Origin of the sequence: Streptomyces sp. MBT53 (assembly GCF_016654115.1) — a bacterium.
Classification (GTDB): domain Bacteria; phylum Actinomycetota; class Actinomycetes; order Streptomycetales; family Streptomycetaceae; genus Streptomyces.
Genome location: NZ_JAEQAZ010000039.1, coordinates 39,195 through 65,453 on the forward strand (window position 1 = coordinate 39,195; position 26,259 = coordinate 65,453).

A 26,259-nucleotide genomic window follows, 5' to 3' on the forward strand; every position below is an offset into this window, starting at 1 on the left:
GGTCATCTCCGCCCCGGTTTCCAGTCGCCGAGATAGACCTCTCGCGTCGCCGACTCGGCCTGTTCGACGGTGAGTTGGGGGCGGTTCTCCGGGATACCGATCACGGCGCCGGGGCCCGTGTTGCGGTACTCGGCGAACCGCTGGCTCTGCCAGGGATAGGTGTCGGACATGTTGGTGTACGGCGCCACCGCGTCGATCCCCGGACCGAGCGCCGTCTCCCGCACGGTGAGCATCGGACGGGCGGTGGTGTCCGAGCCCGGCACCCAGGGGCGGGCCAACTTGTAGTAGCCGTCCGGGGCTTGGCTGCTCACACGGCTGTGTGTCACCAGGTATCCGCGTGGGTTGGCGACCGCCGTGGAGGGCGCGAAGACGAAGCCGTACGGTGCCGTCGCCAGGTCGGTGCGGTTCAGGGTCCGGAAGTGGCAGTGGTCGTAGACGGCCGTCGCCCGCCCGAAGACGAAGTCGACGTCCCCCTCGATGTAGCAGCGCGTGTAGTACTGCCGGGCGAAGACGCCGAGGGCCAACGAGTCGGCGTACAGGGTGTCTTGGTGTCCGAGGAAGTGGCAGTCGAAGAACGCCGAACGGTCGCCCTGCACCTTGATGGCGACCGCCTGTGTGCCGGTGATGCCGGGGTGCTCGGCGCGCAGCCAGTCGTTGGCGAAGGTGATCCGACGGGCGGTGAAGCCGTCGGTGCGGATGAGGGTGGTGGCCGAGCCGGAGGTGCCGTAGGTGCCCGAACCGTCGGGTTTCGGGGTGCCGTTGGCGTTGTCGTAGACGATGACGACGGCACGCGGGTCCTCGTCGGCGCCGAGCCATGTCATCTCGCTTGCCGCGTCGGAGAGTTGGCCGGTCGCCGGGTCGGTGACGCCTGCGGTGACCGTCTCGCGGTAGACGCCGGGCGCGATGACCAGGGTGTACCCGGCGCCGGTCGCGGCGGTGACGGCGGCCTGGACGGTGGTGAAGTCGCCCCGGCCGTGCGGGTCGACGTACAGGGTGAGCGGGGTGAGGCGCGCGGCCGGTGAACCGTAGCGGCCGAACGGGCGGGGCCGGGTGGCGGCCCGGGCGGGGCCGGCAGCGAGGCCGAGCGCGGCGCCCACGGCAACGGTGCCGGTCGCGAGGAACCCCCGTCTGGACAGCGGACGTCGGAGGTGCTCGTGCAAGGGCATGCGGGTGCTCCTTATGACGAGATGGCGGGGTGACGAGATGACGAGGGGTCAGCGCAGGCGGCCCGCACCCGCGTTGCGGTCGACGATGAACGGCACGGCCCTCGCGGGGTCGATCTTCGTGCGCAGGGTGGGTGTCCAGCCGGCGCCGGACTGGAGGATCTCGGTGGGCACACCGGCGTTGTGGACGGCGATCAGGTCGGTGAGGGTGCCGTTGACGTAGTTGTCGTCGGCGGTGAGCGGCGCCTCGGACCACTTCTTGAGGACGGTCGCCTCGGAGATGCCGGCCGGGACCGTGAACGCGTTGTGTTCCGCGACGAGTTGGGACTCCTTGCCGATGCCGTAGCTGTAGCCGTATCCGGGTTCGGCGACGAAGTGGTTGTTGTAGGAGTCGACCTGTCCGAAGCGGACGCGGGGCGCGCGCTCGACGAGGTTGGAGAAGAGGTTGTGGTGGAGCGTGACCTTCAGATGTCCCCGGTCGACGGCGGCAGTTGAGGCGCTGTCGCTGTTGCCGATGAGGATCGTCTTGTCGTGGTCGGAGAAGACGTTCCAGGAGGCGGTGACGTAGTCGGCGCCCTTGACGATGTCGAGTTCGCCGTCGTGCTGCTCGAAGATCCGCCCGTAGTAGGTGGGCAGCGAGCTGTCCGGGTGGGCGCCGTCGGTGAACGTGTTGTGGTCCAGCCACACATGGGTGGAGCCGTAGATGACGGCGCTGTCGTACTCGGAGTTCCAGTTGCCGGTGTCGCCGTCGGTCGGGTCCCACTGCGGGAAGCAGTCGAGCGGGCTCTCGAAGGCGAGGTTGCGGATGATGACGTTGTCCACGGCGGTGATCTGCAGGCTGGCGCCCTTGAAGCCGGCGTTCTTGCCGATGCCGATGATGGTGGTGTTGGCGGGGACGGCCGCCTTGATGACCTTGTTCTGGTTGGCGGCCGAGACCCGGCGAAGGCCCTCGGGGCTGTCGGCGGGCTCGTTGTCGAGGTTCTGGTCGTAGCCCCAGACGGCGGGGTCGTAGGTGGCGAGGTACTGCGCGAAGTCGTAGCCGGGCGCGGCGAAGGAGTCGCAGCCCTCGGCGTTGGCGTCGATGGTCCCCTTGATTCTGATGACCTTGGGCGCGGTGCCGCCATCAGCCAACGCGGCTTTGAAATCGGCCCAGTTGGAGACGGTGTAGACGTGGTCGGGGGTGGCGGCGGCACCGCCGCTGGTGCCGGTGCCGTAGGAGGCCCAGCCGTCACCGGCGCCGAGGGTCTCACGGGCGAGGCTGCGCGGATGGGCCTGGGCGGTGGTGCTGGTGAGGGCGAGAGCCAGTGCCGTGCAGCCCACCAGCGAAGTAATGACGCGTGCATGACACATAGATATACGCACGGTGCGGGTCTCCTTGCTCAGAGGAGGTCCGAGGCGTCCGTCGCCTCGGGCCAGGTGATCCAGGACGTGGGAATCTCGTCGCGCAGCCGGATGAGGTCATGCGGTGCGAGCACCCGGGTGCGCGCCAACTCCCGTGCCACGAGCCGCGCCACGGCGATCGCGCCGGGCGGATTGAAGTGCGTGTTGTCCTGCTCGGTGTCGGTCCAGTTGAAGTAGACCTTCGTCTCCTCGACCCCGAGCCGCTGCCACAACGCCAGCGACAACGCCTCGATGTCGAGCAGCGCGACGCGTTCCTGCTGGGCGAGCGCGCGCATCGCGGCCGGGTAATCCCCGTGCGTCGGCAGGGCGTTGCCGTCGACATCGAACCTGCGGCGCTCGACGGGGGTGGCGAGCACGGGCCGCGCACCGCGGCTGCGGGCCCCGTCGAGGTACAGCCGCAGATAGTCCTGGTACGTCGTCCAGGGCTCGGTGTAGCGGGTCGGGTCGGCGGTCTTCTCGTCGTTGTGCGCGAACTGGACGAGGAGGAGGTCACCGGGCCGGATGACGGAGAGAATCGCCTCCAGCCGCCCTTCGTCGACAAAACTCTTCGAACTCCGCCCGTTCACCGCATGGTTGGCGACTCTCACTCCCTTCCGCAGAAAGAAGGGAAGCGCCATTCCCCACCCGGTCTCAGGCGCTTCGGGGACATATTTCTGGGCGGCAGTGGAATCACCAGCGATGTAGAGCGTGCGATCTCGCCGCCGATCGCCTCGCAAGGGAACGGCAACAAGAGCACCTAACGCGACTTGTCTACGGGTAAGGGACACGACAGGTTCACCTTTCCAACCTCTAGGGGCGCGGGGAACTGCGCGACCGGCCCCCACCGGCCCGCAGCCCCCCACAAACCGAAACACCCAATCTCAGTGGTTCTGCTTCCAGTCCGCCTGAGCCTTGTTCAACTGATCGGCCAGCGTGTCCAGAAACTCCTTCGCCGTCATCTTCCCCAGCAGCAGCTTCTGGAAGTTCGGCTCGTTGTCCGCCTTGGAGATCGTGTTCCAGTCCGGCAGGTAGTACGGCAGCTGCACAATCTTCGTGGACGCCCCGTTCAGCGCCGCCGCAGCCAACTGCGTGGGCTCGGACTTCTGAATCCACGCCGCATTCGCCGCGTCCGTGTTCGCCGGAACCTGCCCCGCCGACTCGTTGTACTTGGAGTTCTCCGCCGCGGAGACCGCGAACTCGATGAACTTCCAGGCCGCGTCCTTGTTCTTGCTGGACTTGAAAAGACTCAGCCCGTCAACGGGGTTGGAGATCTGCACCCGAGTGCCGTCGTCCTGCGTCGGATTGGGAATGCCCTTGAACTTGTCCGCTCCGAGCGCCTTCAGGTGATCCTGATACGACCCGAGGTTGTGACTCAGCATTCCGATCGTGCCGCTGTCCCACTGCGCGACCATCTTGGTGAAGTCGTTGTTGAGGTCGGCGGACGGCGTGTCCTTCTTGAACAGGCTCACGTACTTCGCCAACGCGGCAACGTTCTTCGGGTCGTTGACGGTCGTCTTGTCGCCGTTCCAGAACGAGGTGATCCCGGTCTGCCCGTACACCGCGTCGAGGGCCGGCGCGATGGACCCCTCACCACCGCGAATCGTGAAGCCGAACTTGTTCTTGGCCTTGTCGGTGAGCTTGTCGGCCGCGGCGTAGAACTTCGACCAGGTGGTGGGCGCGTCCAGACCCGCCGCCTTGAACAGGTCGGTGCGGTACCAGAGCGTGCCGTTGTTGGCGGAGGTCGGGATCTGGTACAGCGTGTCCCCGCCCCCGGCGGACTTGCTGACGTCGAGCAGGTTCTGGCTCAACTTCCCGTTCAGCGCACTGGACTTGAGCCGGCTGTCCAACGGCTCCAACGCTCCCTGCACCGCGACCTCGGCGAGCACCGCGGTCCCGACCCCGCCGACGTCGGGCAGCCCGCCGCCCTGGATCGCGGTGTCGTACTTGGACTGGGCGCTCGCGGCCGGTATCCCGACGTACTTGACCTTGATGTCGGGGTTCTTCTTCTCGAAGTCCGCGATGATCTGCTTCCAGATGTCGGTGCGGACACCGCCGTTGTTGTCCCAGAAGGTGATCGTGCCCTTGCCGGAGCCCTCGTCGCCCTTGTCCCCCGCGCCGCCACTGCCGTCGTCGCCGCAGGCGGTGGCGGTCAGCGCGAGCACGGAGCCCAGGGCGACGGCCATCGCGGCCCGCCGGCTTCTGCGGATGCTGGTCTTCATAGGTCGGCTCTCTTCTTGTGGATCCAACGGGGTGGTGAGGTCACGGGCAGCGACCGGCAAGCGCTTGCTACGGAGGTGCGTCATTGCGACTCCCAACAGGCGTACGGGCAGGGCGAGTTAGTGGAGGGAACTGATCCGGAACCGCGTGAACACGGCCGCGCCGGCATGTCCCGCACCGGCGGGCGCGAGCGCGAAGAGCCCGAGCAGGGCACCGACCCAGCGCCAGGGGGTGGCGGCGAAGACCTGGCCGCTCGGACGCGGCCCGTCCCCGACGTCGTAGAAGAATCGGCAGCGCGCCCCGGCGCCGATCTCGATCCGCAGCCGGACGCGGCCCTCGGGTGCGGGGCAGGACTCCCCCGCGTCCCGTTCGCGCTCGGCGACGGGTTCCGCGAAGCGGTGCACGAACCGCGCCTCCCCGCCCGGGCCCCGCTGGAGTCCGATCCAGTTGTACGCGTCGCCCAGCACGGCGAGCCCGGCCCGCGCCCCCGACTCCTCGCTGTGCAGCCGCAGTTCGACCTCTACGGCGACGGGTGTGCCGGGGAGGCGCTGGGTGAGGAGGTTCGGGAGCCCGCGCAGGTCGTGCGCGTTCGCCGTACGGGCGCAGGTCAGTCGTAGGCCGTCGCCGGAGTGGTGGGTGGCCCAGCCGTCCTGCGGGTTCGCCGTCCACTGCCACTGGCGGCCGTACCGTCCGCCGGGGAAGTCGTCGTCGGTGGCGGGCGCGGCGGGCGGCTGCGGCGGCAGGTCCGGTTTCCGGTGTACGGCTACGGGGGCGCCCGCGTCGCCGATGACCGGCCAGCCGTCGTCTCCCCAGCGCATGGGCTGGAGGTGGACCAACCGGCCGTAGGGGCCGCGCTGTTGGAAGTGCAGGAACCAGTCCTCGCCGGACGGGGTGCGCACCCACGCGCCCTGGTGGGGGCCGTTGACGTCGGTGTCGCGTTGCTCCAGGACGACCTGCTCCTCGTACGGGCCGAAGAAGCCGCGGGAGCGGAACGCGCCCTGCCAGCCGGTCCCGACTCCCCCTGCGGGCGCGAGGATCCAGAACCAGCCGTCGTGTCGGTGGACCTTGGGGCCCTCCAGGGTGAACCAGCCGGGAAGGTGGTCCGCGTCGACGATCACCTTGCCGTCGTCGAGCAGGGTCGTGGCGTCGGGGTGCATCCGGTGGCCGGTGAGGCGGTTGTTGATGCCCGCGCGGGACTTGGCCCAGGCGTGGACGAGGTAGGCCTCGTCGTTGTCGTCGTCCCACAGGGGGCACGGGTCGATCAGGCCCTTGCCCTCCTTGAGGAGGTGGGGGCGGGTCCAAGGGCCCCTGATCTCGGGGGCGTTGATCTGGAAGATGCCCTGGTCGGGGTCGCCCCAGAAGATCCAGAAGCGTTCGTCGTGGTATCTCAACGCGGGGGCCCAGACACCGCAGTCGTGCCGTGGGGTCCTGAACTCCCGTGCTGGTTCCAGGCGTTGGAGGGCGTGGCCGACCAGGGTCCAGTTGACCAGGTCGCGGGAGTGCAGCAGCGGCAGGCCCGGTACGCGGCCGAAGCTGGACGCGGTGAGGTAGAAGTCGTCGCCGACGCGGATGACGTCCGGGTCGGACCAGTCGGCGTTCAGGACCGGGTTCGTGTACGTCTCGGGCGTCACTGGCTGACCGCCTTCCGCACCAGCACCGCGGCCTCTCCCCGGTCCAGGGTGCCGTCCGCGACGACGGTGACGATCCGTCGTACGACCGTGTCGCCCGGAGGGATCGGCAGCCGTTCGTCCGACGCCAACGACGCGCCCACGCCCGGGTATTCGGCGGTGCGGACGAACCACGGGTCCTGGCGGGAGCGGTCGGTGGCACCGGCGAAGACCAGGGTCCAGCCGGTGCCGGCGAGGGCCAGCCAGTCGGCGCGGGTGCCGTGGACGGCCGGTTCGCCCTCGCGGTCGGCGGTGAAGGCGCGTGGGGTCTCCGCTTCCTTTCGGGCCCGCCAGAAGAAGCCGCCGTACGCGGCTCCGGGGCGGCCGTTGGTGGCGGGGCTGCCGATCGACAGGGGGTCGGGCGTCACGTTGGTGAGCGAGAAGGTGAAGTCCAACGCCCAGGCGGTGTCGGTGAGTTCGGTGGCGGCGACCGTACGGCGTTCGCGCAGCAGCTCGGCGCCGGAGGCCACCCAGCGCAGCTCCTCGACGAAGCCGTCGGGGTCGCGGAGCTGGAAGGCGGAGTGGCGTTGGGCGCCGTGGTTGTCCAGTTCCGTGGGGCCCTGGTCGCGGACGTAGGTGCGCCCGCCCCAGAAGTTGTGCCCCTCGACGTCGGGAACGGCGACACCGACGCCGAGGTGGTGGGTGTGGTCGGCGGGGCTCAGTTCGGTGACCGCCGTGCCGGACAAGGTGGTTACGGGGTGCAGATAGGGGCGCGGGGAGAGCCGGGCGGGCAGCTCGGGCCGGGTGACGTACCGGGCGACCGGGCGGCCCGCGACGCGGAGCACCGGCGTGTCATGGGTGATCATCAAGGGCTCACCTCTTTCGGTGGGGCCCAGGGGGCGCCCAGCTCTGAGTAGAGGGCGAGGGTGTCGGCCGCGGCCGTGACCAGCGCGTCGATGCCGGGGACGACCCGGCGGTTCTCGGTTGCGATCAAGTGCCATGCACTGGAGGGCAGTTGGGCCGGGTCGGGGGCCTGGCGGATCGCTTCGACGACCTTCATGAAGGCGCCCGTCGCGTCCGGTTCGACCAACAGGGCTTCGCCGTCGACGAGATGGGCGACCAGGTTCTCCAGCAGGTCCGTGCTGCCGTACTCGAACTCCTCGGGGCCGTGGCCCGCCCGCTGGAGCAGTGCGCGGTCCTGCTTGTACCAGTAGGTGATCCGGCCCTCGCTGCCGTGCACCAACACATAGGGCTCGCCGGGGTGTTCGGCGCACAGGGTGACGGCGACGGTGACCGGGCGGTCCTGGACGGTGGTGACGCGGACACAGGAGGTGTCGTCGGACTCGATATCGTTGGCCCGGACGAGTTCGGTCTCGATACGGGTGACGTCCTCGGCGCGGGTCGTGCCGTTGAGGGCGAGGGCGGTGGCGACGGCGTGCGCGAGGGGGTTCGTCAGCGCGCCATCGATCACGTCGACGCCGTTCAGGCGCCGCTTGCCCGCCCAGGGGGCGCGTCGGTAGTAGGCCTCGTCACGCGCCCAGGCACCGGCCCCGCCGACCCCGGCCAGGGTGCCGATCGCGCCTTCGGCGATCAGCTTCCGGATCGCGGGCACGGCGTGCGAGCCGAGCGACTGGAACCCGATCTGGCAGACCACTCCGGCCGCGGCGACCCCGTCGGCCATCCTGCGGAACTCGGCGTACGACGGCGCGGGCGGCTTCTCCAGGAGCAGGTGCACGCCTCGCTGCGCGGCGGCCAGGGCGAGGTCCGTGTGGGTCGGGATCGGGGTGCAGATCACAGCCACCCGGGCGCCCGTCGAGTCGAGGAGCGCTCCGAAGTCCGCTGACTGGGCGGGGAGTTCGGCGCCGAACTCCTCCTCGGTCAGCGGGGTCAGCTCACAGAGTCCGACGAGGCGTACGAGGCCCTTGTCCTGGAGCCGGCGGATGTTCTCCACGTGCCAGCGGCCGTGGCCTCGGGCACCCGCGAGGACCACGGGGACGGGCAGGGTGACGGGCGCGGGGGCGGTCGTGGCCGCGGATGCGGTGGCGGTCGTAGGGCCGGTCTTGGATGTCATGGGATTCTCCCTGCGTCGACGATCTTCGCCAGCAGGGTAAGCGGTTGCCTCATCCCTTCACCGCCCCCGCGCTGAAGCCGGTGATCAGCCACTTCTGGATGAAGGCGAAGACGATCACCACGGGTACGGCCGCGACGATGCCGCCGGCGGCGAGCGCGCCGAGGTCGACGCTGTCCGCGCTCATCAGGGTGTTGAGGCCGACCGGGATGGTCTGCTTGCTCTGGTCGGAGAGGAACATCAGGGCGAAGAGGAAGTGGTTCCAGGCGTGCACGAAGGCGAAGGAGCCGACGGCGATCAGCCCGGGCCGCAGCAGCGGGAGGACGACGATGCGGAACGCCGAGAAGCGGTTGCAGCCGTCGACCCAGGCGGCCTCCTCCAGGGACTGCGGGACGTTCCGGATGAAGCCGCTGATCAGGATCATCGACAGCGGGAGCTGGAAGACGGTCTCCGCGATGATGACGCTGCCGAGCGAGTTGATCATCTGGAGCTTGGCGAAGATCTGGAACAGCGGGACCAACAGCAGGGCGCCCGGCACGAATTGGGAGCAGAGCAGGGCCAGCATGAAGGTGCGTTTGATCCTGAACTCGAAACGGGCGAGCGCGTAGCCGCCGGCCAGGGCGACGACCGTGGTGAGGATCAGGGTGGCGACGCCGACGTAGACGCTGTTCTGGAAGTAGACGCCGAAGCTGCGTTCGGTCCACACCTTCTGGAAGTGGTCGAGGGTCATCGGCCAGGGCACGAGGGAGGTCGAGCCGGCCGGGCGGAACGCGAAGAGCAGGATCCAGTAGAAGGGGATCAGGGTGAAGACGAGGTAGATGCCGAGGGGGACGTAGATCTGCCAGCGCGGGACCTCGTCCCAGGCGCGGCGGGCCTTGCGCGGCTGGTGCGGTGCGGCGGTCTCCCGCTCGCGGGCCGGGGCGATCTCGGTGATCACTTGTCGCCGCCTCCGAACTTGCTCAGGCGCAGATAGATGATCGAGAAGAAGAGAAGAATGACGAAGGCGACCGTGGTGAGGGCCGACGCGTAGCCGAAGTTGTGTGCTTCGACGCTGGTGTTGGCGACGTAGAGCGGGAGCGTGGTCGTCTCGCCGGCCGGGCCGCCGCCGGTCAGGGTGTAGAGGAGGTCGACGTTGTTGAACTCCCAGACCGCGCGCAGGAGTGTGGAGAGGACGATCGCGTCCTTGAGGTGCGGCAGGGTGATGTGGAGGAACTGCTTGAAGCGGCTCGCGCCGTCCACCTCGGCGGCCTCGTAGAGGTCCTTCGAGACGGACTGGAGGTCGGCGAGGATGAGGATCGCGAAGAAGGGGACGCCTCGCCAGAGGTCCGCGACCACCGCTGCGGAGAAGACGGTTGAGGGGTCGGAGAGCCAACTCGTGCCGTACTGGCCGATTCCCATGTCGGCGAGGTAACGGGTCACGCCTGTCTGGGAGTTGTAGAGCAGCACCCAGATCGCGGAGGTCAGCACGCCCGACACGGCCCAGGGGGAGAACACCAGCGCGCGGCCGATGGACCGGCCCACGAAGGTCTGGTTGACGATGAGCGCGAGGGCCAGTCCGAAGAGGAGTTGAAGGCCCACCTCCACGACGACCCACTTGGCGCTGAACGTCAACGTGTCCCAGAACTGCGGGTCGTTGGTGAAGGCGTGGGTGAAGTTGTCGAGGCCCGCGAAGCCGTTGCGCCAGGGTTTGGTGGGGTTGTAGTTCTGCAGGCTGTAGTAGAAGACGCTGATGACCGGGTAGGCGATGAAGCCCAGCATGAGCAGCGCGGCCGGGGCGATCAGCAGGTACGGGAGCCTGCGCGGGGTCGCGGAGGCACGGCGCCGCCGGGGTGGCGCGGGCGGTTTCGCCACGGCTGCGGCTTGGGCCATGACTGTTCTCCGTTCAGTACGGGACGCTCGGTGCAGGAAGCTGTTTCGATCACAGGAAGCGCTTGCTCGACCGGCGTGCGAAGAGAGGGCGTGCTCAACCGGCGTACGGGTCGGGCACCTTGCCCGGCCGGGCCAGGAACTCGAAGTCGCAGCCGGTGTCGGCCTGGGTGATCTGGTCGTTGTAGAGCGCGCCGTAGCCGCGCTCGTACCGTGCGGGCGGCGGGGTCCACTCCGCCCTGCGCCGCGCCAACTCCTCGTCGTCCACGTTGAGTTGGAGGGTGCGCGCCTCGACGTCCAGGGTGATGGTGTCCCCGGTCCGGACGAGGGCCAGTGGTCCGCCGACGTACGACTCGGGCGCGATGTGCAGCACGCACGCGCCGTAACTCGTGCCGCTCATCCGGGCGTCGGAGATGCGGACCATGTCCCGGACGCCCTGCTTGAGGAGGTGGTCGGGGAGCGGGAGCATGCCGTACTCGGGCATGCCGGGGCCGCCCTTGGGGCCGGCGTTGCGCAGCACCAGCACGCTGTCGGCGGTGATGCCCAACTCCGGGTCGTTGATGGTGCGTTGCATGGTCCGGTAGTCGTCGAAGACGACCGCGGGGCCGGTGTGCTTGAGCAGGTGGGGTTCGGCGGCGATGTGCTTGATGACTGCGCCGTCGGGGCAGAGGTTGCCGCGCAGGACGGCGACTCCGCCCTCGCTCGCCACCGGGTTGTCGCGCGTACGGATCACGTCGTCGTTGTGCACCCGCGCGCCCGCGAGCTGTTCGCGCAGGGTGTCGTGGGAGACGGTCGGGCGGTCCAGGTGAAGCAGGTCGGTGATCCGGGAGAGGAAACCGGGCAGGCCGCCGGCGAAGTGGAAGTCCTCCATGAGGTACGTCCGTCCGCCGGGGCGTACGTTCGCCAGGACCGGGACCGTGCGGGCGATGCGGTCGAAGTCGTCGAGCGTGAGGTGGACGCCGGCGCGGCCGGCCATGGCGATGAGGTGGATCACGGCGTTGGTGGAGCCGCCGAGGCCGAGGACGGTGGTGACGGCGTCCTCGAAGGCGTCCTGGGTGAGGATCGACGAGAGAACACGTCCCTTGTGGACTTGTTCAACGATCCTCATGCCGGATTGCGCTGCCATCCGATCGTGCCCCGAGTCCACGGCGGGGATGCTCGACGCGCCCGGCACGGTCACGCCCAGCGCCTCGGCGGCGGCCGTCAGCGTGGACGCCGTCCCCATGGTCATGCAGTGGCCGGGCGAGCGCGCGAGCCCGCTCTCCAGTTCGGTCATTTCGCAGTCGCCGATGAGGCCGGCGCGCTTGTCGTCCCAGTACTTCCACATGTCGGTGCCGGAGCCGAGGATCTCGTTGCGCCAGTGGCCCGGGAGCATCGGTCCGGCGGGGACGAAGACGGTGGGCAGGTCGACGCTGGCGGCACCCATGAGCAGGGCGGGGGTCGACTTGTCGCAGCCGCCCATGAGCACGGCACCGTCGACCGGATAGGACCGCAACAACTCCTCGGTCTCCATCGCGAGCATGTTGCGGTAGAGCATCGGGGTCGGCTTCTGGAAGGTCTCACTGAGCGTGGAGACGGGGAATTCGAGGGGGAAGCCGCCCGCCTGCCACACTCCCCGCTTGACCGCCTGGGCTCGGTCACGCAGGTGCACATGACAGGGATTGATGTCCGACCAGGTGTTGAGGATCGCGATGACGGGCTTGCCGAGGTGTTCCTCGGGGAGGTAGCCGAGCTGGCGGGTGCGGGCCCGGTGGCTGAAGGAGCGCAGCCCGTCGGTGCCGTACCACTGGTGGCTTCTGAGCTCTTCCGGTGCCTTCATATGGACCATCCGGCGGCTATCGCGGCGACCTCGGCGCGCTCGCTCTCGGGCAGGGGCTTGCTGGGGGGCCGTACGTCGCGACGGCACAGGCCGAGAGACGCAAGCGCTTCCTTGACGATCGTGACGTTGTTGGCCGAGCCGTTTGCTGCCCTTAGTTCCTCGAATCGGCGGATCTGTTCCCAGACCTTCATCGCCCCGGGGTAGTCGCCCGATCGAAGCGCTTCGATCATGTTCAGCGAGACGGACGGGGCGACGTTCACGAGTCCTGAGGTGAAGCCGGTGGCGCCCGCCGAGAAGTAGGAGGGGGCGTACGGTTCGGCCAACCCGGCCACCCATACGAAGCGTTCGAGGCCCGCGTCCCGGGCGAAGGCGGCGAAGCGGGCCGCGTCGGGGACGGCGTACTTGACGCCGATGACGTTCGGGCAGTCGTCGGCGAGTTCGGCGAGGCGGGCGCCGAGGAGCTGGGCGTTGCGGATGTACGGGACGACGCCCAGGTCGGGCACGGCCTCGGCGATGGCGCGGTGGTAGTCGACCCAGCCGTCCTGCGAGACGTAGGGGTGGACGGGCTGGTGGACCATCACCATCCGGGCGCCGTGGTCGCGGGCGTGCCGGGCGGAGGCGATCGCGGTGGGCACGTCGTGACCGACGCCGACGAGGACCGCGGCGCGTTCGCCCGCCTCCTCGATGGTCAACTCCGTGACGAGCTGGCGTTCTTGAGGGGTGAGGGCGTAGAACTCGCCGGTGTTCCCGTTCGGCGTGAGGATGCCGATCCCGCCGTCGAGCAGGCGGCGCAGCAGGGTCCGGTGGGTGTCCTGGTCGACGGTGCCGTCCGCGGCGAACGGGGTCACCGGGATCGCCACCACGTCGGCCAGGGCGGCCCGTTGGGCCTCGAACGCCGCTGTCATGCCTGACCTTCCTCTCCCTGGGTTCCCGACCCGGCGCCGGGTGCCTGCCATTGCCCCTGTCCCAACTCGGTGTCGGGGAAGGCCCGTTGTACGAACGACGCGATGTGGGCGTGCAGTGCGGTCGCCGCGGCGTCCGCGTCGCCGTCGAGGGCGAGCCGCAGGATCTCGCGGTGTTCGCCGGCCTCCCGTTCCCAGGAGGGCGAGGCGGCCCAGGCCACGGCGGAGACCAGGGCGGCCTGGTCGCGGACCTCGTCGAGCATCCGGCCGAGCAGCGGGTTGCCGCACGGCAGGTACAGGGCGCGGTGGAACTCCCGGTTGGCGAGGGAGCGTTCGGCGGTGTCGGTGGCCTCGTCGGCGCGGGTCAGCGCTTCACGTGCGGCTTCCAGGGAGGCGCCCAGTCGTACGGCCCGGCGTAGCGCCTCGGGTTCGAGGAGCAGCCGGACGTCGTACACCTCGCGCGCCATGTCCGCGTCCACCATGCGCACCGTGACGCCCTTGTACTGGTTCATCACGACGAGCCCGGTGCCTGCCAGGGTCTTGAGCGCCTCGCGCACCGGAGTCTTGGACACCCCGAACTGTGCGGCGAGCTCGGTCTCGACCAGTGGCTGACCCGGCGTCAACTGACCGGTGAGGATGCGGTGTTTGATCCCCTCCAGCACGAACTGCGTGCGGGACGGGATCGGCGTGGGCACAGAGGTCATGCGCGCCTCTCGGATCTGACATATGGCGTCTCATATATGACGTACGAAGTACGACGCGTTGAAGGTAGGAGCGGCCCCGTGTTTCGTCAATGCTTCTGACAGAAGAACCAGAAAGCGCTTCACATGACCTTGCTTCACATGGTCTTGGTGACGCCTTCGAGCGCGGCCGAGGTCCGGCCGGGGAAGATCGCGGCGGCGCGTTCCAGCGCCGCTTCCCTGGTGAGGGTGGGTCCCACGTGGGTGATGAGGAGTTCGCGCGCGCCCTTGGCGCAGGCACCGGCATCCTCGGGCGTGAGGTGGACCTGACGTTCGCCTTCGCGATGCCGGTCGATGTCGGCCTCGCAGAGGAACACGTCGGCGCCGCCCGCGAGTTCGGACAGCGCCTCGCAGGGTCCGCTGTCCCCGGAGTAGCCGAGGACACTCCCCTGGCACTCGGCGCGCAGCCCGTAGGCCTCGGTGTCGTGGACGACGGCGCGTGCGGTGAGGCGGAGGTTCCAGTGCCGGACGGCGTGTCCGTCGTAGAGCGGGCGGAAGTCGAAGACGCCGTTCAGGAAGCGGACGTCCGGCTGTCCGAAGAAGCCGGCGAGGCGGCGGGCGCAGTCCTGCGGGGCGTAGAGCGGGATCGGGGCGGCCGGGGTCATCCCGCCGAAGGCGAACGCGTAGGCCGCGGCGAGGAGATCGGCGCTGTGGTCGGCGTGCAGGTGCGAGATCCAGATGGCGGTGAGCCGCGCCGGGTCGGTGTGCCGTTGCAACTCCGCGAACGTTCCGGTGCCCGCGTCCACCCACACCTCGGCGCCGCCGCCGCGCAGCAGGTACCCGGAGCAGGGGCGGCCGGGGCGTGGATGCGGGGAGGCGGTGCCGAGGATCGTGAGACTGAGAGGCATGTCGGGGAAGAGTACGGTTCCGGGGCCCGCGGTACTCACAGTTCGGGACGTTCCACCACTCCCGGCCGTCCGGGGACGAGAATGCCGCGGTCAGTACCCTGACGCGGTGATGGCCAACACCCCCTTGTCCAGGGCGATGAGCGGCACGGTCGACCCGCCGCTGCTGCCGCTGCCGGACCGTGTCGTCGAACTCCTGTCGGAGCTGGGCAGCCCGCCGCGGCTGGCGGCCCACCTGCGAGCCGTCCACGACGTCGCGCACCAGCTGGTCGACTGGGTCGAACAGCACTGCCCCGCCGCGCTGTTCGACCGCGAGGCGGTGCTCTTCGGGGCGGCGACGCACGACGTGGGCAAGACAGTGCACGTCGCCGAGCTGTCCGGGCCGGGGGCGGCGCACGAGGAGGCGGGACGGGATCTTCTGCAACGCCACGGCGTCGGCCCGGAGTTGGCCCGCTTCGCCGCGACGCACGCGTCGTGGGGACGCCAACAGGTGGGCCTGGAAGACCTGTTGGTGAGCCTCGCCGACAAGGTGTGGAAGAACAGGCGCGTTCCCGAGCTGGAGGATCTCGTCGTGGCCCGGCTGGCGGAGGCGAGCGGCCGGGCGGTGTGGGAGGAGTTCATGGCGCTCGACGAGATTCTGGCCAGGATCGGTGACGGGGCGGACGAACGGCTGGCGTTCCAGGCGTCGTTCCCCACGCAGGGCTAAGGGGCACCGGTCTACGGCTTCCAGCCGGGGTCCCGTCCGCTGAGGCCCACCGCGCGGTCCAGGAGCGGGGCGTCCTCCGGTACCGGCACCACCGGTCCGAAGATGCCTCCGCCGCCGGCCGGGTCCTCGGCCACCGCCAGCAGGAAGGTGTACGAGGCCTGGAGCGCCGTGGGGTCGGGGTCGTAGGGCTGGCCGGTGGCGCGGGCCAGGTCCCAGCCGTGGACGACCAGTTCGTCGGCCACGACGGCGGCGGCGATCTCGCCGGGGAGGTCGATGCCGCCCGCGCGGGTCATGCCGGTCCAGGCGGCCGGGTCGCGCCAGGCCTCGGCGAGGCCGTCGAGGATCTTGGGGAAGTCCTCGCGCCAGCCGGGACCGATGTCCGAGGCGGCGGCGTCCGGTGCGGTGTCCGTCATGACGCCCAGATCCTTGCGCGCGGCGTCGCGGAAGGCGACGGACAGGCCGAGCAGATGGCCCAGCATGTTGCGTACGGCGGTGCCGGGGCACGGGGTCGCGTCTCTGAGCTGCTCGTCGGTGACTCCCTCGACGAGCCGGGCGACGACACGGGTCTGCGGGCCGAGGTCGAAGATGCTGTCGGTCATGCGCTTCCCTTCCGGAGATCGGTCTCACTCAGGGGGTAGACCGACGGCGGCCCGGGAACTCATCGCCCGGCCCCGGATCAGTTCCCGCGCGGACGGTCCCTGGCGCAGGCACCACAGCGCGATCACCGGGTCGCAGATCGCGCAGCCGAGCGAGGAGTCGTGGGCGAACGGGACGATGGGGTGCCCTTTGAGGTGGTGCACGATGTCCCACCCGGTGTGCAGCAGCCAGCCGACGCCGATCCAGTTCCACGATTCCAGGCCGCGGTGGGCGACGTAGGTGGCGAGCGCGGTGAACGCGAACTCCCAGCCGCCCAGGCCGCCTCCGCTGAGATACGCGGCGCCCGCTCCCGCGACCGTCACGGCGTTGAGGCGCCGCCGGTGCGCCTCGGGGACGAGGGACATGAGCAGCACGTAGAGGAGGCCGATGACGATCGGCATGAGGTAGCGCATGCGGCGACGCTAGAACCGTACCGTCCGCCGCCCCAGGGGTATTGACGACAGCTTGCGACGGATTCCCGCCCGCGCCGTGCGACGCGTTTCTAGGGCACCTGCCCGATGCCGCACCCCCGGCCTTAGACCCACGATGACCAGGCATGACGACGAAATGGACGGTGACCCGCATCCTGCGGAACCGCAACGCGGGGCTGTATTTCACGGGGCTGGTGGTGTCCGCCTTCGGCACGTCCGCGCTGGGGCTTGCGGCCGGTGTGTGGGTGAAGGACCTCAGCGGCTCGAACGGTCTGGCCGCGCTGTGCGTGTTCGCGGTCTGGGCGCCGACCCTGGCCGGCCCGGCCCTCGGCACGATCGCCGACCGCGTCCGCCGCAAGCCCCTGCTGATCCGGACGAACCTCGCCCTGGCCGCACTCCTCCTCACCCTCTTCACGGTCGACTCCCGCGCCGACCTGTGGCTCGTGTTCACCGTCCTGTTCGCCTACGGCACCGTCATGGTCGTCCAGGACCCCGCCGAGTCGGCCCTTGTCGCCGCCGTCGTGGACCGGGATCTCCTCGGCGACTTCAACGGGCTGCGGATGTCGGCGGTGGAGGGCATGAAGCTGGTCGCGCCGCTGACGGGCGCGGGCCTGTACACGGCGTTCGGCGGGCCCGCGGTGGCCTGTCTGGACGCGGTGACGTGCGCACTGGCGGCGGGCCTGTGGCTGTTCGTGCGCGCGCACGAGGAGCGGCCGCGGCGCCCGGCCGGCGACTGGCGGGCCCAGACCGCGGAGGGTGTCCGGGAGTTGTGGGGGAATTCCCGGCTGCGCCCGCTGGTCCTGGCGGGCGGGACCATGATGTTCCTCGCCTCCCTGAGCAGCTCGTCGAACTACGCGATCATCGAGGCCCTGGGGCACGCTCCCGCCTACGCGGGGGTGCTGTACGCGGTCCAGGGCGTCGGCTCGGTCGCGGTCGGGCTGGTCTCCGGGCCCGCGCTACGACGGCTCGGCGAGCGGCGGTTCGGGGCGGCCGGGATCGCCGTCGCGGCGGTCGGGATGGCCGCGCGGGCGGTGCCGTCCGACCCGGTGGTCCTGGTGGGCAACGCGGCGATCGGCCTGGGGCTCCCGTGCGTACTGATCGCCGCGTTCACCGCCGTGCAGCGCGAAGTGCCGGGGCCGCTGCTGGGCCGGGCTACGGCCACCGCCAACACGCTGATCTTCACCCCGAACGTGATCGGCCTGGCGGCGGGCGCGGCATTGGTCGAACTGCCCGACTTCCGGCTGCTGTTGATCCTGGTCGGGCTGGCGCTGCTCACTACGGGAGCGTGCCTGGGGCTGGTCGGGACGGGCGCGGTCCCGGCGCTGTTCGGGAGGAGTCCGTCTCCGGCTCAGAGCCCGGCCAGCGCCGACCGTACCTCCGACAGGTCCCCGTCCGACGCCAACCCCGCGTGATACAGGCGCAGTTCCGTCGCCCCGAGGCCGCGTGCCCGTGCCGCGTCCTTCGCGAGTGATCCCGGGCGTCCGCCCATCCCTGAGACCACCGTGAAGTTGGCCGCCAACACCCGGCCGTCCAGGCCCTGTTCGGCGAACGGGGTCAGCAGGCCCGCGCCGCTCGTGCAGGGGACGACCACGCCGTCGGCCACCGAGAGGATGTGCCCGGGGTCCACGCCGGCGTTGGCGCCGCAGTGGTACGACTCCGGGTCCGCGTGGAGCAGCACCTGGAAGTCGGCGGGTGCGGCGGCCCGGACCGCGGTGACCGCCGTCTCCTGGAGTGTGCGGGCCCTGTCGTCGCGCCACGCGCGTGTGGCCGTCGCGTTGGCCTCGCCGAGGAGTTTCCCGACCCCTGCCCAGCCGCCGTCGGAGGGCGCCCCCTGCCACACCGGTTCCAGCGCGGCACGTACCGTCGTCGCCAACTCCCCGGCGTCGACGCCCTGTTCGCCGTAGCCCTGGCGGCAGGTCGGACAGAAGCACAGGGACATCAGGTACTGGCCCGCGTCCCCGAGGGGGATTCCGCCGGTCTTGTCGTGGGCGTGCAGATGGGCGAGGCCGTACCAGCCGAGGGACTCCAGTTCGGTGCCGTGCGCGCCGGGGCGTACGGCCGCTTCGGCGGCGAGGTCGACGAGGTACGCGCGCGTGGCCGGTTGGGCGATACAGGGTGCCCAGGGGTAGCGGTCGCCGTAGGCGTTGACCACCGAGGTGTCCGGATGTTCCGCGCCCAGGCGGGAGTTGTGGGCGAGGACCACCCAGGTGTGCACTTCCAGACCGGCCTCCGCGAGGGCCGCTGCGGCCTCCCCGTAGGCGTCGCCGGGCGCCCAGTCGCCGACCTCGTACGGCCTCAACTCCCGCCCCTGCCAACGGGAGTCCGGCGGGTACAGGACGGCCGCGTGCTCGGCGGTGACGACGCGGTGGCGGGGGTGGCGGGGGGTCAGTGCGCGCGTGGAGTGGTAAGCGGAGGCGAGGGTCGCCTGCCGGACGCCGAGCGCCGCGATCCTGCCGCCCGCCCCGGGGTCGCCGTTGACGTCCCAGGGATAGACGAACGCCGATGCCTTCACGCGCCCGCCTCCGTCTGCGAGTCCATCTGTGCCTCGATCAACGTGTAGCCGCGCTCGATGAGTTGGGCCAGTTGTTTGACATGATCCTCGGTCGGTTCCGTCAGCGGCGGGCGGACCTCGCCGACGTCCAGACCCCGCATCCGCACGCCCGCCTTGACGAGCGAGACCGCGTAACCGCGTCCCTGGGCGCGCAGTTCGACGAACGGCCGGTAGAAGCCGTCCAGGAGGCGGTTGGCCGTGGTGTCGTCGCCGGTCGCGAGGGCCCGGTGGAAGGCGAGCGCGAGCTCCGGGACGAAGCAGAACACGGCGGAGGAGTAGAGGGTGATGCCGATCCCCCGGTAGGCGAGTTGAGTCTGTTCGGCGGTGGGCAGTCCGTTGAAGTACAGGAAGTCGCCCGGGACTTCGGTGCGTACGGTGCTCACGATCCGCTGCATCAGGTCGAGGTCGCCGAGGCCGTCCTTGAAGCCGATGATCCCCTCGGTGCGGGCGAGTTCGACGACCGTGGCCGGGGTGAACACGGCGTTGTCGCGCTGGTAGACGATGACGGGCAGCGCGGTCGACGCGGCCACCTCGCGGTAGTGCCGCAGCAGTCCCTCCTGCCCGGCGACCACCAGGTACGGCGGCATGGCGAGCAGCCCGTCGGCCCCGGCGGCCTCCGCGAGCCGTGCGTACCGTACGGCGAGCGCGGTGCCGTAGCCCGCGCCCGCGACCACCGGGACCCGGCCCTCGGCCGCCTCCACGGCGGCCCGCACGCACGCCTCGAACTCCTCGGGGAGCAGCGCGTGGAACTCGCCGGTGCCGCAGCACGCGAACACGGCGGCGGCACCGGCCTCGACGCCCTGGCGGACATGCGCGCGGTACACGTCGAGATCGACGGCGCCGTCGGGGCCGTACGCGGTGACGGGGAAGAACAGCGGCCCGCTGGGGATACTGAGCCGGTCGGCGAGAGGGGCTGGCGTCACGGGCTCTCCCTTGAAACAGGCGCGTGCGTTCTTCTGATCAACGTCTACATTTCTGAACAGCCCCACCCTAAGGATCTGCCTCAGGGTGGGTCAAGCAGGCAATTGAGCAAGAAGGAAGCGGATTTCCCAGGTCCACGCCACACTTGACGGGCATGGTGGCGGATCTTTAGCGTGTCCATGCATGTGAATGTCGTTCATGGATGAGGCCGACGACTCTAGGAGACCGAGGATGCCCGCTCCCCGCACCGTTCTGCTCACCGGCGCCGCAGGCGGGCTCGGCACCCTGATGCGGGAGCCGCTCCCCGCGTACGGCTACGAGCTGCGGCTGCTGGATGTGCGCCCGATCGAGGGCGAGCCGGACGCGATCACCGCCGACCTCTCCGACAGGGCGGCGCTCCGCGAGGCCGTGCGGGGCGTCGACGCGATCATCCACCTCGCCGGCATCTCCCTGGAATCCTCCTTCGACAAGATCCTCGCGTCGAACATCGAGGGCACGTACAACCTCTACGAGGCCGCCCGCGAGGAGGGCGTCGGCCGCGTCGTCTTCGCCTCCTCCAACCACGCGGTGGGCTACACCCCGAGGCCGCAGGGGGACACACCTCTTGATCCAAGCGTGCTCATCCCCGTCGACACCCCGCACCGCCCCGACACCTTCTACGGCCTGTCCAAGTCCTTCGGCGAGGACCTGGCGCAGCTCTACTGGGACAAGCACGGCCTGGAGACCGTCTCCGTGCGCATCGGCTCCTGCTTCCCGGAGCCCAGCAGCGTCCGCATGCTGTCGATCTGGATGAGCCCCGCCGACGGCGCCCGTCTCCTCCACGCGGCCCTGACCGCCGAGGACGTACGGCACACGATCGTCTACGGCTCCTCCGCGAACACCCGCCTGTGGTGGGACCTGTCGACCGCGCGGGCGCTCGGTTACGAGCCCCAGGACGACTCCGAGCCGTACGCCGAGAAGCTGATCGCCGAGCAGGGCGAGCTGCAGCCGGGCGTCGAGGCGCACGCCCATCTCGGCGGCCACTTCGTGAACGACCCGCCGATCTGGCCGTACTGAACGGAAAGCCGCACTGACGGGAAAAGCACCTTCGCGGCGGCGGGCGGGCATCGAACGGGCCCGCCCGTCGGCGTGTTCGGGCACGGACGCTGCCCGATCCCACGCCCCGGCGGACAGCGGCGCAGGTCCGCGACGGGCACGGCGCGCGGTAAACGGTCACACACGGGCACCATCGGGCCTGCAACAGGCCTGGTCAGTGCCGCACACCCGCTGTAGAACTTCCCCCAAGGGTCCCACCGGGCCCGAACGGGCAGTACTCCAGGTGAGCGGGAAGGCGGTGTCGGCCATGGGGACGAGTTCGGCGGAAGAACGTCAGCGGGAGATCGTGCGCGCCGCGCGCCGCACCGGCTCGGTCGACGTCACCGCGCTCGCCGCCGAGCTGGGCGTGGCCAAGGAGACCGTACGGCGGGATCTGCGCGCCCTGGAGGACCACGGGCTGGTCCGCAGGACCCATGGTGGCGCCTACCCCGTGGAGAGCGCCGGTTTCGAGACGACGCTCGCCTTCCGCGCCACCAGCCATGTCCCGGAGAAGCGCCGGATCGCGGTCGCCGCGGCCGAGTTGCTCGGGGACGCCGAGACGGTCTTCGTCGACGAGGGCTTCACCCCCCAGCTCATCGCCGAGGCGCTGCCCAGGGACCGGCCGCTGACCGTGGTCACCGCGTCCCTGCCGGTGGCGGGCGTGCTCGCCGAGTCGGAGAACACCTCGGTGCTGCTGCTCGGCGGCCGGGTCCGGCACGGCACCCTGGCCACCGTCGACCACTGGACGACGAAGATGCTCGCCGGCTTCGTCCTCGACCTCGCCTTCATCGGCGCCAACGGCATCTCCCGCGAACACGGCCTGACCACGCCCGACCCCGCCGTCAGCGAGGTCAAGGCGCAGGCCATCCGCGCCGCCCGGCGCACCGTGTTCGCCGGTGTGCACACCAAGTTCGGGGCGGTCAGCTTCTGCAGGTTCGCCGAGATCGGCGCCCTGGAGACGATCGTCACGAGCACGCTGCTCCCGTCGGCCGAAGCCCACCGGTACTCACTTCTGGGGCCACAGGTCATCCGCGTCTAGCACACCGTTTGAAATTCCAACTGAGTCTCTACGTAGGGCGCAGTCATGCCCGGCCGGCGCCTTTTTCTCCCCATTTCTCTCCCTATACGTGCAGGAGCGATCCATGCGAACCCAGAGCCGACGACGGCCGCCGCGAGCCACGCTCGCCCTGGCCGCCGTAGGGACGCTGCTCGCCCCGCTGCTCTCCGGCTGCTGGGTCGGAGCGGGCGGCGCCGGATCAGGCGGCAACTCGATCAACGTCCTGATGGTCAACAACCCCCAGATGGTCGAACTCCAGAAACTGGCCCCGCACTTCACGAAGGAGACCGGCATCAAGGTCAACTTCACGGTGCTGCCCGAGAACGACGTCCGCGACAAGATCAGCCAGGACTTCGCCAACCAGGCCGGCCAGTACGACGTGGCGACCCTCTCCAACTACGAGATCCCGATCTACGCCCGCAACGGCTGGCTGCACGAGATGGACTCCTACGTCGCCAAGGACCCCGCCTACGACGAGCAGGACATCCTCAAGCCGATGCGGGAGTCCCTGACCGCGGACGACGGCAAGCTCTACGGGCAGCCGTTCTACGGCGAGTCGTCCTTCCTGATGTACCGCAAGGACGTGCTCGCCGCGAAGGGCCTCACGATGCCCGCGCATCCCACCTGGACCCAGGTGGCCGACATCGCCGCGAAGGTCGACGGCGCCCAGTCCGGCATGAAGGGCATCTGCCTGCGCGGACTGCCCGGCTGGGGCGAGCTGATGGCGCCCCTGACGACCGTCGTGAACACCTTCGGCGGCACCTGGTTCACCAAGGACTGGAAGGCGCAGCTCGACTCCCCCGCGTTCGAGCAGGCGACGAAGTTCTATGTCGACCTCGTCCGCAAGCACGGCGAGTCCGGCGCGCCCCAGTCCGGGTTCGCCGAGTGCCTCAACAACATCACCCAGAGCAAGGTCGCCATGTGGTACGACGCCACCTCGGCGGCGGGCTCGCTGGAGGCCAAGGGTTCTCCGGTCAAGGGCAAGATCGGCTACGTCCCGGCGCCGGTCGAGAAGACCGACTCCTCGGGCTGGCTCTACACCTGGGCCTGGGGCATCCAGAAGGCGTCCCACAACTCCGACAAGGCCTGGAAGTTCGTGTCCTGGGCGTCCGGCAAGGAGTACGAGCAGCTGGTCGGCGAGACGGACGGCTGGGCCAACGTGCCGGCCGGGAAGCGCGCCTCGACGTACACGAACCCCGAGTACGTGAAGGAGGCCGCCGCCTTCCAGGAGCAGACGAAGGAGGCCATCGAGGGCGCCAAGCCCAACGACCCGGGTGTGCAGCCGCGGCCCGCGCCCGGCATCCAGTTCGTCGACATCCCCGAGTTCACCGACCTCGGTACGAAGGTCTCCCAGGAGATCAGTTCGGCCATCGCCGGGCGCCAGTCCGTCGACTCGGCCCTGAAGAAGTCCCAGAAGCTGGCCGAGAAGATCTCCAAGGAGTACGAGGGACGATGACCGCCACGACAACGGCCCCTCTGGCCGCCACTGCGACCCGCACCGCGCGCCCGCCCTCGGACAGGCTGCGCGCCTGGGCCACCCGTGCCCCACTGCTCCCCGCCCTGGTCTTCATGATCGTCGTGACCCAACTCCCGTTCGTGGCCACGCTGGTGATCTCGTTCTTCGACTGGAACGCGCTCTACCCGAAGGCCCGGCACTTCACCGGTTTCGACAACTACCAGCAGGTTCTCAGCGACGCCGACCTGCGCCACTCGGTGTGGACGACCGTCCTGCTCACCGTCGCGGTGGTGCTGGCCAGCCTGGTCCTGGGCCTGCTCCTCGCACTGCTCCTGGACCGGAGGTTCCGCGGCCGGGGCTTCGTCCGCACCCTGCTGATCGCCCCGTTCCTGGTGGTGCCGGTGGCCGCGGCCCTGCTCTGGAAGCATGTGCTCTACAACCCTGAATACGGCCTGCTCAACGGTCTGTTGCACTATGTGGGCGGACCGCAGCCGGACTGGATCTCCAACACCCCGCTGCTCGCCGTAGAGGCCTCGCTGGTGTGGCAGTGGACGCCGTTCATGATGCTGATCCTGCTGGCCGGGCTGCAGAGCCGCGACCACCAGCAGATCGAGGCCGCGAAGGTGGACGGCGCCAGTGACTGGCAGGTCTTCCGCTATCTGACGCTGCCGCATCTGCGCCGCTATCTCGAACTCGGCGCCCTGCTGGGCTCGATCTACATCGTCCAGAACTTCGACGCGGTCTTCACCATCACCTCCGGCGGCCTGGGCACGGCCAACCTGCCCTACACCGTCTACCAGAGCTTCTACCAGGCCCACGAGAACGGCCTCGCCTCGGCGGCCGGCGTCCTGGTCGTCATCGGCTCGATCATCATCGCGACCTTCGCCCTACGGGTCGTGTCGTCCCTGTTCCGAGAGGAGGCGTCCCGCGCATGAGCAGCATCGCCGTACGCGCGCGTGCCCGCCGCAAAGGCGCGGGCCTGGGCCTGGTGGCCTGGCTGATCGGCATCGTGTTCTTCCTGCCCATCGCCTGGATGGCGCTGACGTCCTTCCACTCGGAGACGGACGCGGCGACCAATCCGCCGTCCTTCGGGGCCGCCCTCACGCTGGACGGCTACCGGGAGTTCTTCGGCACGGGCGGCGGCGCGAGCCCCTGGCCCGCGCTGGTCAACTCCCTTGTCGCGTCCGTGGCTTCGACGCTCTTCGTGCTGCTGCTGGCGTTCCCGGCGGCCTACGCGCTGTCGATCCGCCCGGTGAAGAAGTGGACCGACGTCCTGTTCTTCTTCCTGTCCACGAAGATGCTGCCGGTGGTGGCGGGCCTGCTGCCGATCTACCTGTTCGCGAAGAACGCCGGGATGCTGGACAACATCTGGCTCCTGGTCATCCTCTACACCTCGATGAACCTGCCGATCGCGGTGTGGATGATGCAGTCCTTCCTCGCCGAGGTCCCGGTCGCCGTCATCGAGGCGGCGCAGATCGACGGCGCCCGGCTGCCGACCATCCTCGCGCGCGTGGTGGCCCCGATCGCCCTCCCGGGGATCGCGGCGACAGCCTTGATCTGCTTCATCTTCAGCTGGAACGAGCTGCTGTTCGCCCGGGTCCTCACGGGGGTCGTCGCGGAGACCGCGCCCGTGTTCCTGACCGGCTTCATCACCAGCCAGGGCCTGTTCCTGGCGAAGGTGTGCGCCGCGTCGCTCGTCGTCTCCCTGCCGGTGCTCGCCGCGGGGTTCGCCGCCCAGGACAAGCTGGTCCAGGGCCTCTCCCTGGGAGCCGTCAAATGAAGGCCGCCGTCATCGAGTCCGTGGGCCGCGCCGTCGTCATCGAGGTCCCGGACCCGACGCCGGGCCCCCGCGAGGTCGTCGTCGAGGTCGCCGCGTGCGGCCTCTGCGGCACCGATCTGCACATCCTCCAGGGCGAGTTCGCGCCCAAGCTGCCGATCGTGCCGGGCCACGAGTTCGCCGGCGAGATCGTCGCGGTCGGCACCCAGGTCACCGAGGTCTCGGTCGGCGACCAGGTGGCCGTGGACCCCTCGCTGTACTGCTTCGAGTGCCGGCAGTGCCGCAACGGCCACAACAACCTCTGCGAGCGCTGGGCCGCGATCGGCGTCACCACCGCCGGCGGCGCGGCCCAGTACGCGGTCGCCCCGGTGGCGAACTGCGTGAAACTGCCCGAGCACGTACGCACCGAGGACGCGGCCCTGATCGAACCGCTCTCCTGCGCGGTACGCGGCTACGACGTGCTCCGGTCCCGGCTCGGCGCCCATGTCCTGATCTACGGCTCCGGGACCATGGGCCTGATGATGCTGGAGCTGGCCAAGCGCACCGGCGCGGCGAGCGTCGACATCGTGGACCTGAACCCGGCCCGCCTGGAGACGGCCCGCACGCTCGGCGTCTCCGGGTCGGCGGCGAACGCGGACGAGCTGGACCGGCCCCAGGGCTGGGACCTCGTGATCGACGCGACCGGCAACGCGGCGGCGATCCAGGACGGCCTGGACCGGGTGGCGAAGGCGGGCACGTTCCTGCAGTTCGGGGTGGCCGACTACGCGACCCGGGTGTCGATCGACCCGTACCGCATCTACAACCAGGAGATCACCATCACCGGCTCGATGGCCGTGCTGCACAGCTTCGAGCGGGCGGCGGAACTGTTCGCGAACGGGGTCCTCGACCCCGGGATCTTCATCAGCGACCGGATAGAGCTGGAGCGGTATCCGGAGGCGCTGGAGCAGTTCGCGGCGGGAGTGGGACGGAAGATCGTGGTGATTCCCTAGACGATCGGCGGGATTCGGGCCGGTAATGCCAAAGCTTGGCCAATTGGTCACTTG

The 26,259-nt window shown here is 69.8% G+C and carries 25 protein-coding genes; 8 read left to right on the plus strand and 17 right to left on the minus strand.

What is annotated here, in order from left to right; translation table 11 throughout:
- Positions 1–2: 2 nt before the first annotated feature.
- From JHN45_RS16775 to JHN45_RS16835, 13 genes are all read right to left on the minus strand, one after another.
- Positions 3–1,166, minus strand: a complete 1,164-nt coding sequence (locus JHN45_RS16775; protein ID WP_201049557.1) for a pectinesterase family protein — start codon at positions 1,164–1,166, stop codon at positions 3–5.
- Between the two features lie 48 nt (positions 1,167–1,214).
- The gene (locus tag JHN45_RS16780) at positions 1,215–2,513 is read right to left on the minus strand and encodes a polysaccharide lyase family 1 protein (RefSeq protein WP_200713582.1); all 1,299 of its coding nucleotides are present in this window, start codon (positions 2,511–2,513) and stop codon (positions 1,215–1,217) included.
- A gap of 29 nt (positions 2,514–2,542) precedes the next feature.
- Complete coding sequence (locus JHN45_RS16785) at positions 2,543–3,331, minus strand: rhamnogalacturonan acetylesterase (protein WP_200713560.1); 789 nt, start codon at positions 3,329–3,331, stop codon at positions 2,543–2,545.
- Positions 3,332–3,424: 93 nt separating this feature from the next.
- The gene (locus tag JHN45_RS16790) at positions 3,425–4,762 is read right to left on the minus strand and encodes a sugar ABC transporter substrate-binding protein (protein ID WP_201049558.1); all 1,338 of its coding nucleotides are present in this window, start codon (positions 4,760–4,762) and stop codon (positions 3,425–3,427) included.
- 117 nt (positions 4,763–4,879) lie between these two features.
- A complete protein-coding gene (locus JHN45_RS16795) occupies positions 4,880–6,391 on the minus strand; it encodes a glycoside hydrolase 43 family protein (protein ID WP_201049559.1) in 1,512 nt (503 codons plus the stop codon).
- On the minus strand, positions 6,388–7,233 hold the full coding sequence (locus tag JHN45_RS16800; protein ID WP_201049560.1) for a PmoA family protein: 846 nt from the start codon (positions 7,231–7,233) through the stop codon (positions 6,388–6,390). Before JHN45_RS16800 ends, JHN45_RS16795 begins: the two co-directional genes overlap by 4 nt.
- Positions 7,233–8,438, minus strand: a complete 1,206-nt coding sequence (locus JHN45_RS16805) for a Gfo/Idh/MocA family protein (RefSeq protein WP_236583748.1) — start codon at positions 8,436–8,438, stop codon at positions 7,233–7,235. Before JHN45_RS16805 ends, JHN45_RS16800 begins: the two co-directional genes overlap by 1 nt.
- Positions 8,439–8,487: 49 nt before the next feature.
- Positions 8,488–9,372, minus strand: a complete 885-nt coding sequence (locus JHN45_RS16810) for a carbohydrate ABC transporter permease (protein ID WP_201049561.1) — start codon at positions 9,370–9,372, stop codon at positions 8,488–8,490.
- Complete coding sequence (locus JHN45_RS16815) at positions 9,369–10,304, minus strand: carbohydrate ABC transporter permease (protein WP_200713566.1); 936 nt, start codon at positions 10,302–10,304, stop codon at positions 9,369–9,371. The genes JHN45_RS16810 and JHN45_RS16815 overlap by 4 nt, the downstream gene beginning before the upstream one ends.
- 94 nt (positions 10,305–10,398) lie before the next feature.
- On the minus strand, positions 10,399–12,129 hold the full coding sequence (gene araD, locus JHN45_RS16820; protein WP_201049562.1) for an L-arabinonate dehydratase: 1,731 nt from the start codon (positions 12,127–12,129) through the stop codon (positions 10,399–10,401).
- Entirely contained in the window at positions 12,117–13,025 is a 909-nt protein-coding gene (locus JHN45_RS16825) for a dihydrodipicolinate synthase family protein (protein WP_200713568.1), read from the minus strand. The genes araD and JHN45_RS16825 overlap by 13 nt, the downstream gene beginning before the upstream one ends.
- The gene (locus JHN45_RS16830) at positions 13,022–13,726 is read right to left on the minus strand and encodes a GntR family transcriptional regulator (protein WP_201049563.1); all 705 of its coding nucleotides are present in this window, start codon (positions 13,724–13,726) and stop codon (positions 13,022–13,024) included. Before JHN45_RS16830 ends, JHN45_RS16825 begins: the two co-directional genes overlap by 4 nt.
- A 134-nt stretch (positions 13,727–13,860) precedes the next feature.
- Complete coding sequence (locus JHN45_RS16835; protein WP_200713570.1) at positions 13,861–14,610, minus strand: MBL fold metallo-hydrolase; 750 nt, start codon at positions 14,608–14,610, stop codon at positions 13,861–13,863.
- A 109-nt stretch (positions 14,611–14,719) separates the two neighbouring features.
- On the opposite strand from JHN45_RS16835, the gene JHN45_RS16840 reads away from it, so the two are divergent.
- Complete coding sequence (locus tag JHN45_RS16840) at positions 14,720–15,313, plus strand: HD domain-containing protein (RefSeq protein WP_201049577.1); 594 nt, start codon at positions 14,720–14,722, stop codon at positions 15,311–15,313.
- 11 nt (positions 15,314–15,324) lie between these two features.
- Here the strand turns inward: JHN45_RS16840 and JHN45_RS16845 are convergent, their stop codons facing one another.
- The gene (locus JHN45_RS16845; RefSeq protein WP_200713571.1) at positions 15,325–15,912 is read right to left on the minus strand and encodes a TIGR03086 family metal-binding protein; all 588 of its coding nucleotides are present in this window, start codon (positions 15,910–15,912) and stop codon (positions 15,325–15,327) included.
- Between the two features lie 24 nt (positions 15,913–15,936).
- On the minus strand, positions 15,937–16,362 hold the full coding sequence (locus tag JHN45_RS16850) for a DUF6010 family protein (protein ID WP_201049564.1): 426 nt from the start codon (positions 16,360–16,362) through the stop codon (positions 15,937–15,939).
- A 143-nt stretch (positions 16,363–16,505) separates the two neighbouring features.
- Between JHN45_RS16850 and JHN45_RS16855 the strand changes: the two genes are divergently transcribed.
- Positions 16,506–17,792 (plus strand): MFS transporter, encoded by a 1,287-nt coding sequence (locus JHN45_RS16855; RefSeq protein WP_201049565.1) that lies wholly within the window; start codon positions 16,506–16,508, stop codon positions 17,790–17,792.
- On the opposite strand, the gene JHN45_RS16860 is transcribed toward JHN45_RS16855, so the two are convergent.
- Together JHN45_RS16860 and JHN45_RS16865 are read right to left on the minus strand one after the other, a co-directional pair.
- Positions 17,729–18,892, minus strand: coding sequence for a hypothetical protein (locus JHN45_RS16860; protein WP_201049566.1), 1,164 nt, complete (start codon positions 18,890–18,892; stop codon positions 17,729–17,731). The genes JHN45_RS16855 and JHN45_RS16860 overlap by 64 nt on opposite strands.
- Positions 18,889–19,854 carry a 5-dehydro-4-deoxyglucarate dehydratase gene (locus JHN45_RS16865; RefSeq protein ID WP_201049567.1) on the minus strand — a complete coding sequence of 322 codons (966 nt, stop codon included), beginning with the start codon at positions 19,852–19,854 and terminating at the stop codon, positions 18,889–18,891. The genes JHN45_RS16860 and JHN45_RS16865 overlap by 4 nt, the downstream gene beginning before the upstream one ends.
- A 229-nt stretch (positions 19,855–20,083) precedes the next feature.
- Here JHN45_RS16865 and JHN45_RS16870 point away from each other — a divergent pair, with 229 nt between their 5' ends.
- The 6 genes from JHN45_RS16870 to JHN45_RS16895 all read left to right on the plus strand — a co-directional run bounded on the left by JHN45_RS16870 (position 20,084) and on the right by JHN45_RS16895 (position 26,205).
- On the plus strand, positions 20,084–20,908 hold the full coding sequence (locus tag JHN45_RS16870; protein WP_201049568.1) for an NAD(P)-dependent oxidoreductase: 825 nt from the start codon (positions 20,084–20,086) through the stop codon (positions 20,906–20,908).
- Between the two features lie 286 nt (positions 20,909–21,194).
- On the plus strand, positions 21,195–21,965 hold the full coding sequence (locus JHN45_RS16875) for a DeoR/GlpR family DNA-binding transcription regulator (RefSeq protein WP_019067511.1): 771 nt from the start codon (positions 21,195–21,197) through the stop codon (positions 21,963–21,965).
- A 103-nt stretch (positions 21,966–22,068) separates the two neighbouring features.
- Positions 22,069–23,439 (plus strand): sugar ABC transporter substrate-binding protein, encoded by a 1,371-nt coding sequence (locus tag JHN45_RS16880; protein ID WP_201049569.1) that lies wholly within the window; start codon positions 22,069–22,071, stop codon positions 23,437–23,439.
- On the plus strand, positions 23,436–24,374 hold the full coding sequence (locus JHN45_RS16885; RefSeq protein ID WP_200713578.1) for a carbohydrate ABC transporter permease: 939 nt from the start codon (positions 23,436–23,438) through the stop codon (positions 24,372–24,374). The genes JHN45_RS16880 and JHN45_RS16885 overlap by 4 nt, the downstream gene beginning before the upstream one ends.
- Complete coding sequence (locus JHN45_RS16890; RefSeq protein WP_201049570.1) at positions 24,371–25,219, plus strand: carbohydrate ABC transporter permease; 849 nt, start codon at positions 24,371–24,373, stop codon at positions 25,217–25,219. Before JHN45_RS16885 ends, JHN45_RS16890 begins: the two co-directional genes overlap by 4 nt.
- On the plus strand, positions 25,216–26,205 hold the full coding sequence (locus JHN45_RS16895; RefSeq protein ID WP_201049571.1) for a zinc-dependent alcohol dehydrogenase family protein: 990 nt from the start codon (positions 25,216–25,218) through the stop codon (positions 26,203–26,205). Before JHN45_RS16890 ends, JHN45_RS16895 begins: the two co-directional genes overlap by 4 nt.
- Positions 26,206–26,259: the final 54 nt, after the last annotated feature.

Bases quoted from the DNA above. Each gene is read 5' to 3' on its own strand.
- JHN45_RS16775 (WP_201049557.1), bottom strand. From the start codon at position 1,166: ATGCCCTTGCACGAGCACCTCCGACGTCCGCTGTCCAGACGGGGGTTC.
- JHN45_RS16780 (WP_200713582.1), bottom strand. From the start codon at position 2,513: ATGTGTCATGCACGCGTCATTACTTCGCTGGTGGGCTGCACGGCACTG.
- JHN45_RS16790 (WP_201049558.1), bottom strand. From the start codon at position 4,762: ATGAAGACCAGCATCCGCAGAAGCCGGCGGGCCGCGATGGCCGTCGCC.
- JHN45_RS16800 (WP_201049560.1), bottom strand. From the start codon at position 7,233: ATGATCACCCATGACACGCCGGTGCTCCGCGTCGCGGGCCGCCCGGTC.
- JHN45_RS16805 (WP_236583748.1), bottom strand. From the start codon at position 8,438: ATGACATCCAAGACCGGCCCTACGACCGCCACCGCATCCGCGGCCACG.
- JHN45_RS16815 (WP_200713566.1), bottom strand. From the start codon at position 10,304: ATGGCCCAAGCCGCAGCCGTGGCGAAACCGCCCGCGCCACCCCGGCGG.
- araD (WP_201049562.1), bottom strand. From the start codon at position 12,129: ATGGTCCATATGAAGGCACCGGAAGAGCTCAGAAGCCACCAGTGGTAC.
- JHN45_RS16825 (WP_200713568.1), bottom strand. From the start codon at position 13,025: ATGACAGCGGCGTTCGAGGCCCAACGGGCCGCCCTGGCCGACGTGGTG.
- JHN45_RS16830 (WP_201049563.1), bottom strand. From the start codon at position 13,726: ATGACCTCTGTGCCCACGCCGATCCCGTCCCGCACGCAGTTCGTGCTG.
- JHN45_RS16835 (WP_200713570.1), bottom strand. From the start codon at position 14,610: ATGCCTCTCAGTCTCACGATCCTCGGCACCGCCTCCCCGCATCCACGC.
- JHN45_RS16840 (WP_201049577.1), top strand. From the start codon at position 14,720: ATGGCCAACACCCCCTTGTCCAGGGCGATGAGCGGCACGGTCGACCCG.
- JHN45_RS16845 (WP_200713571.1), bottom strand. From the start codon at position 15,912: ATGACCGACAGCATCTTCGACCTCGGCCCGCAGACCCGTGTCGTCGCC.
- JHN45_RS16850 (WP_201049564.1), bottom strand. From the start codon at position 16,362: ATGCGCTACCTCATGCCGATCGTCATCGGCCTCCTCTACGTGCTGCTC.
- JHN45_RS16855 (WP_201049565.1), top strand. From the start codon at position 16,506: ATGACGACGAAATGGACGGTGACCCGCATCCTGCGGAACCGCAACGCG.
- JHN45_RS16870 (WP_201049568.1), top strand. From the start codon at position 20,084: ATGCCCGCTCCCCGCACCGTTCTGCTCACCGGCGCCGCAGGCGGGCTC.
- JHN45_RS16875 (WP_019067511.1), top strand. From the start codon at position 21,195: ATGGGGACGAGTTCGGCGGAAGAACGTCAGCGGGAGATCGTGCGCGCC.
- JHN45_RS16880 (WP_201049569.1), top strand. From the start codon at position 22,069: ATGCGAACCCAGAGCCGACGACGGCCGCCGCGAGCCACGCTCGCCCTG.
- JHN45_RS16885 (WP_200713578.1), top strand. From the start codon at position 23,436: ATGACCGCCACGACAACGGCCCCTCTGGCCGCCACTGCGACCCGCACC.
- JHN45_RS16890 (WP_201049570.1), top strand. From the start codon at position 24,371: ATGAGCAGCATCGCCGTACGCGCGCGTGCCCGCCGCAAAGGCGCGGGC.
- JHN45_RS16895 (WP_201049571.1), top strand. From the start codon at position 25,216: ATGAAGGCCGCCGTCATCGAGTCCGTGGGCCGCGCCGTCGTCATCGAG.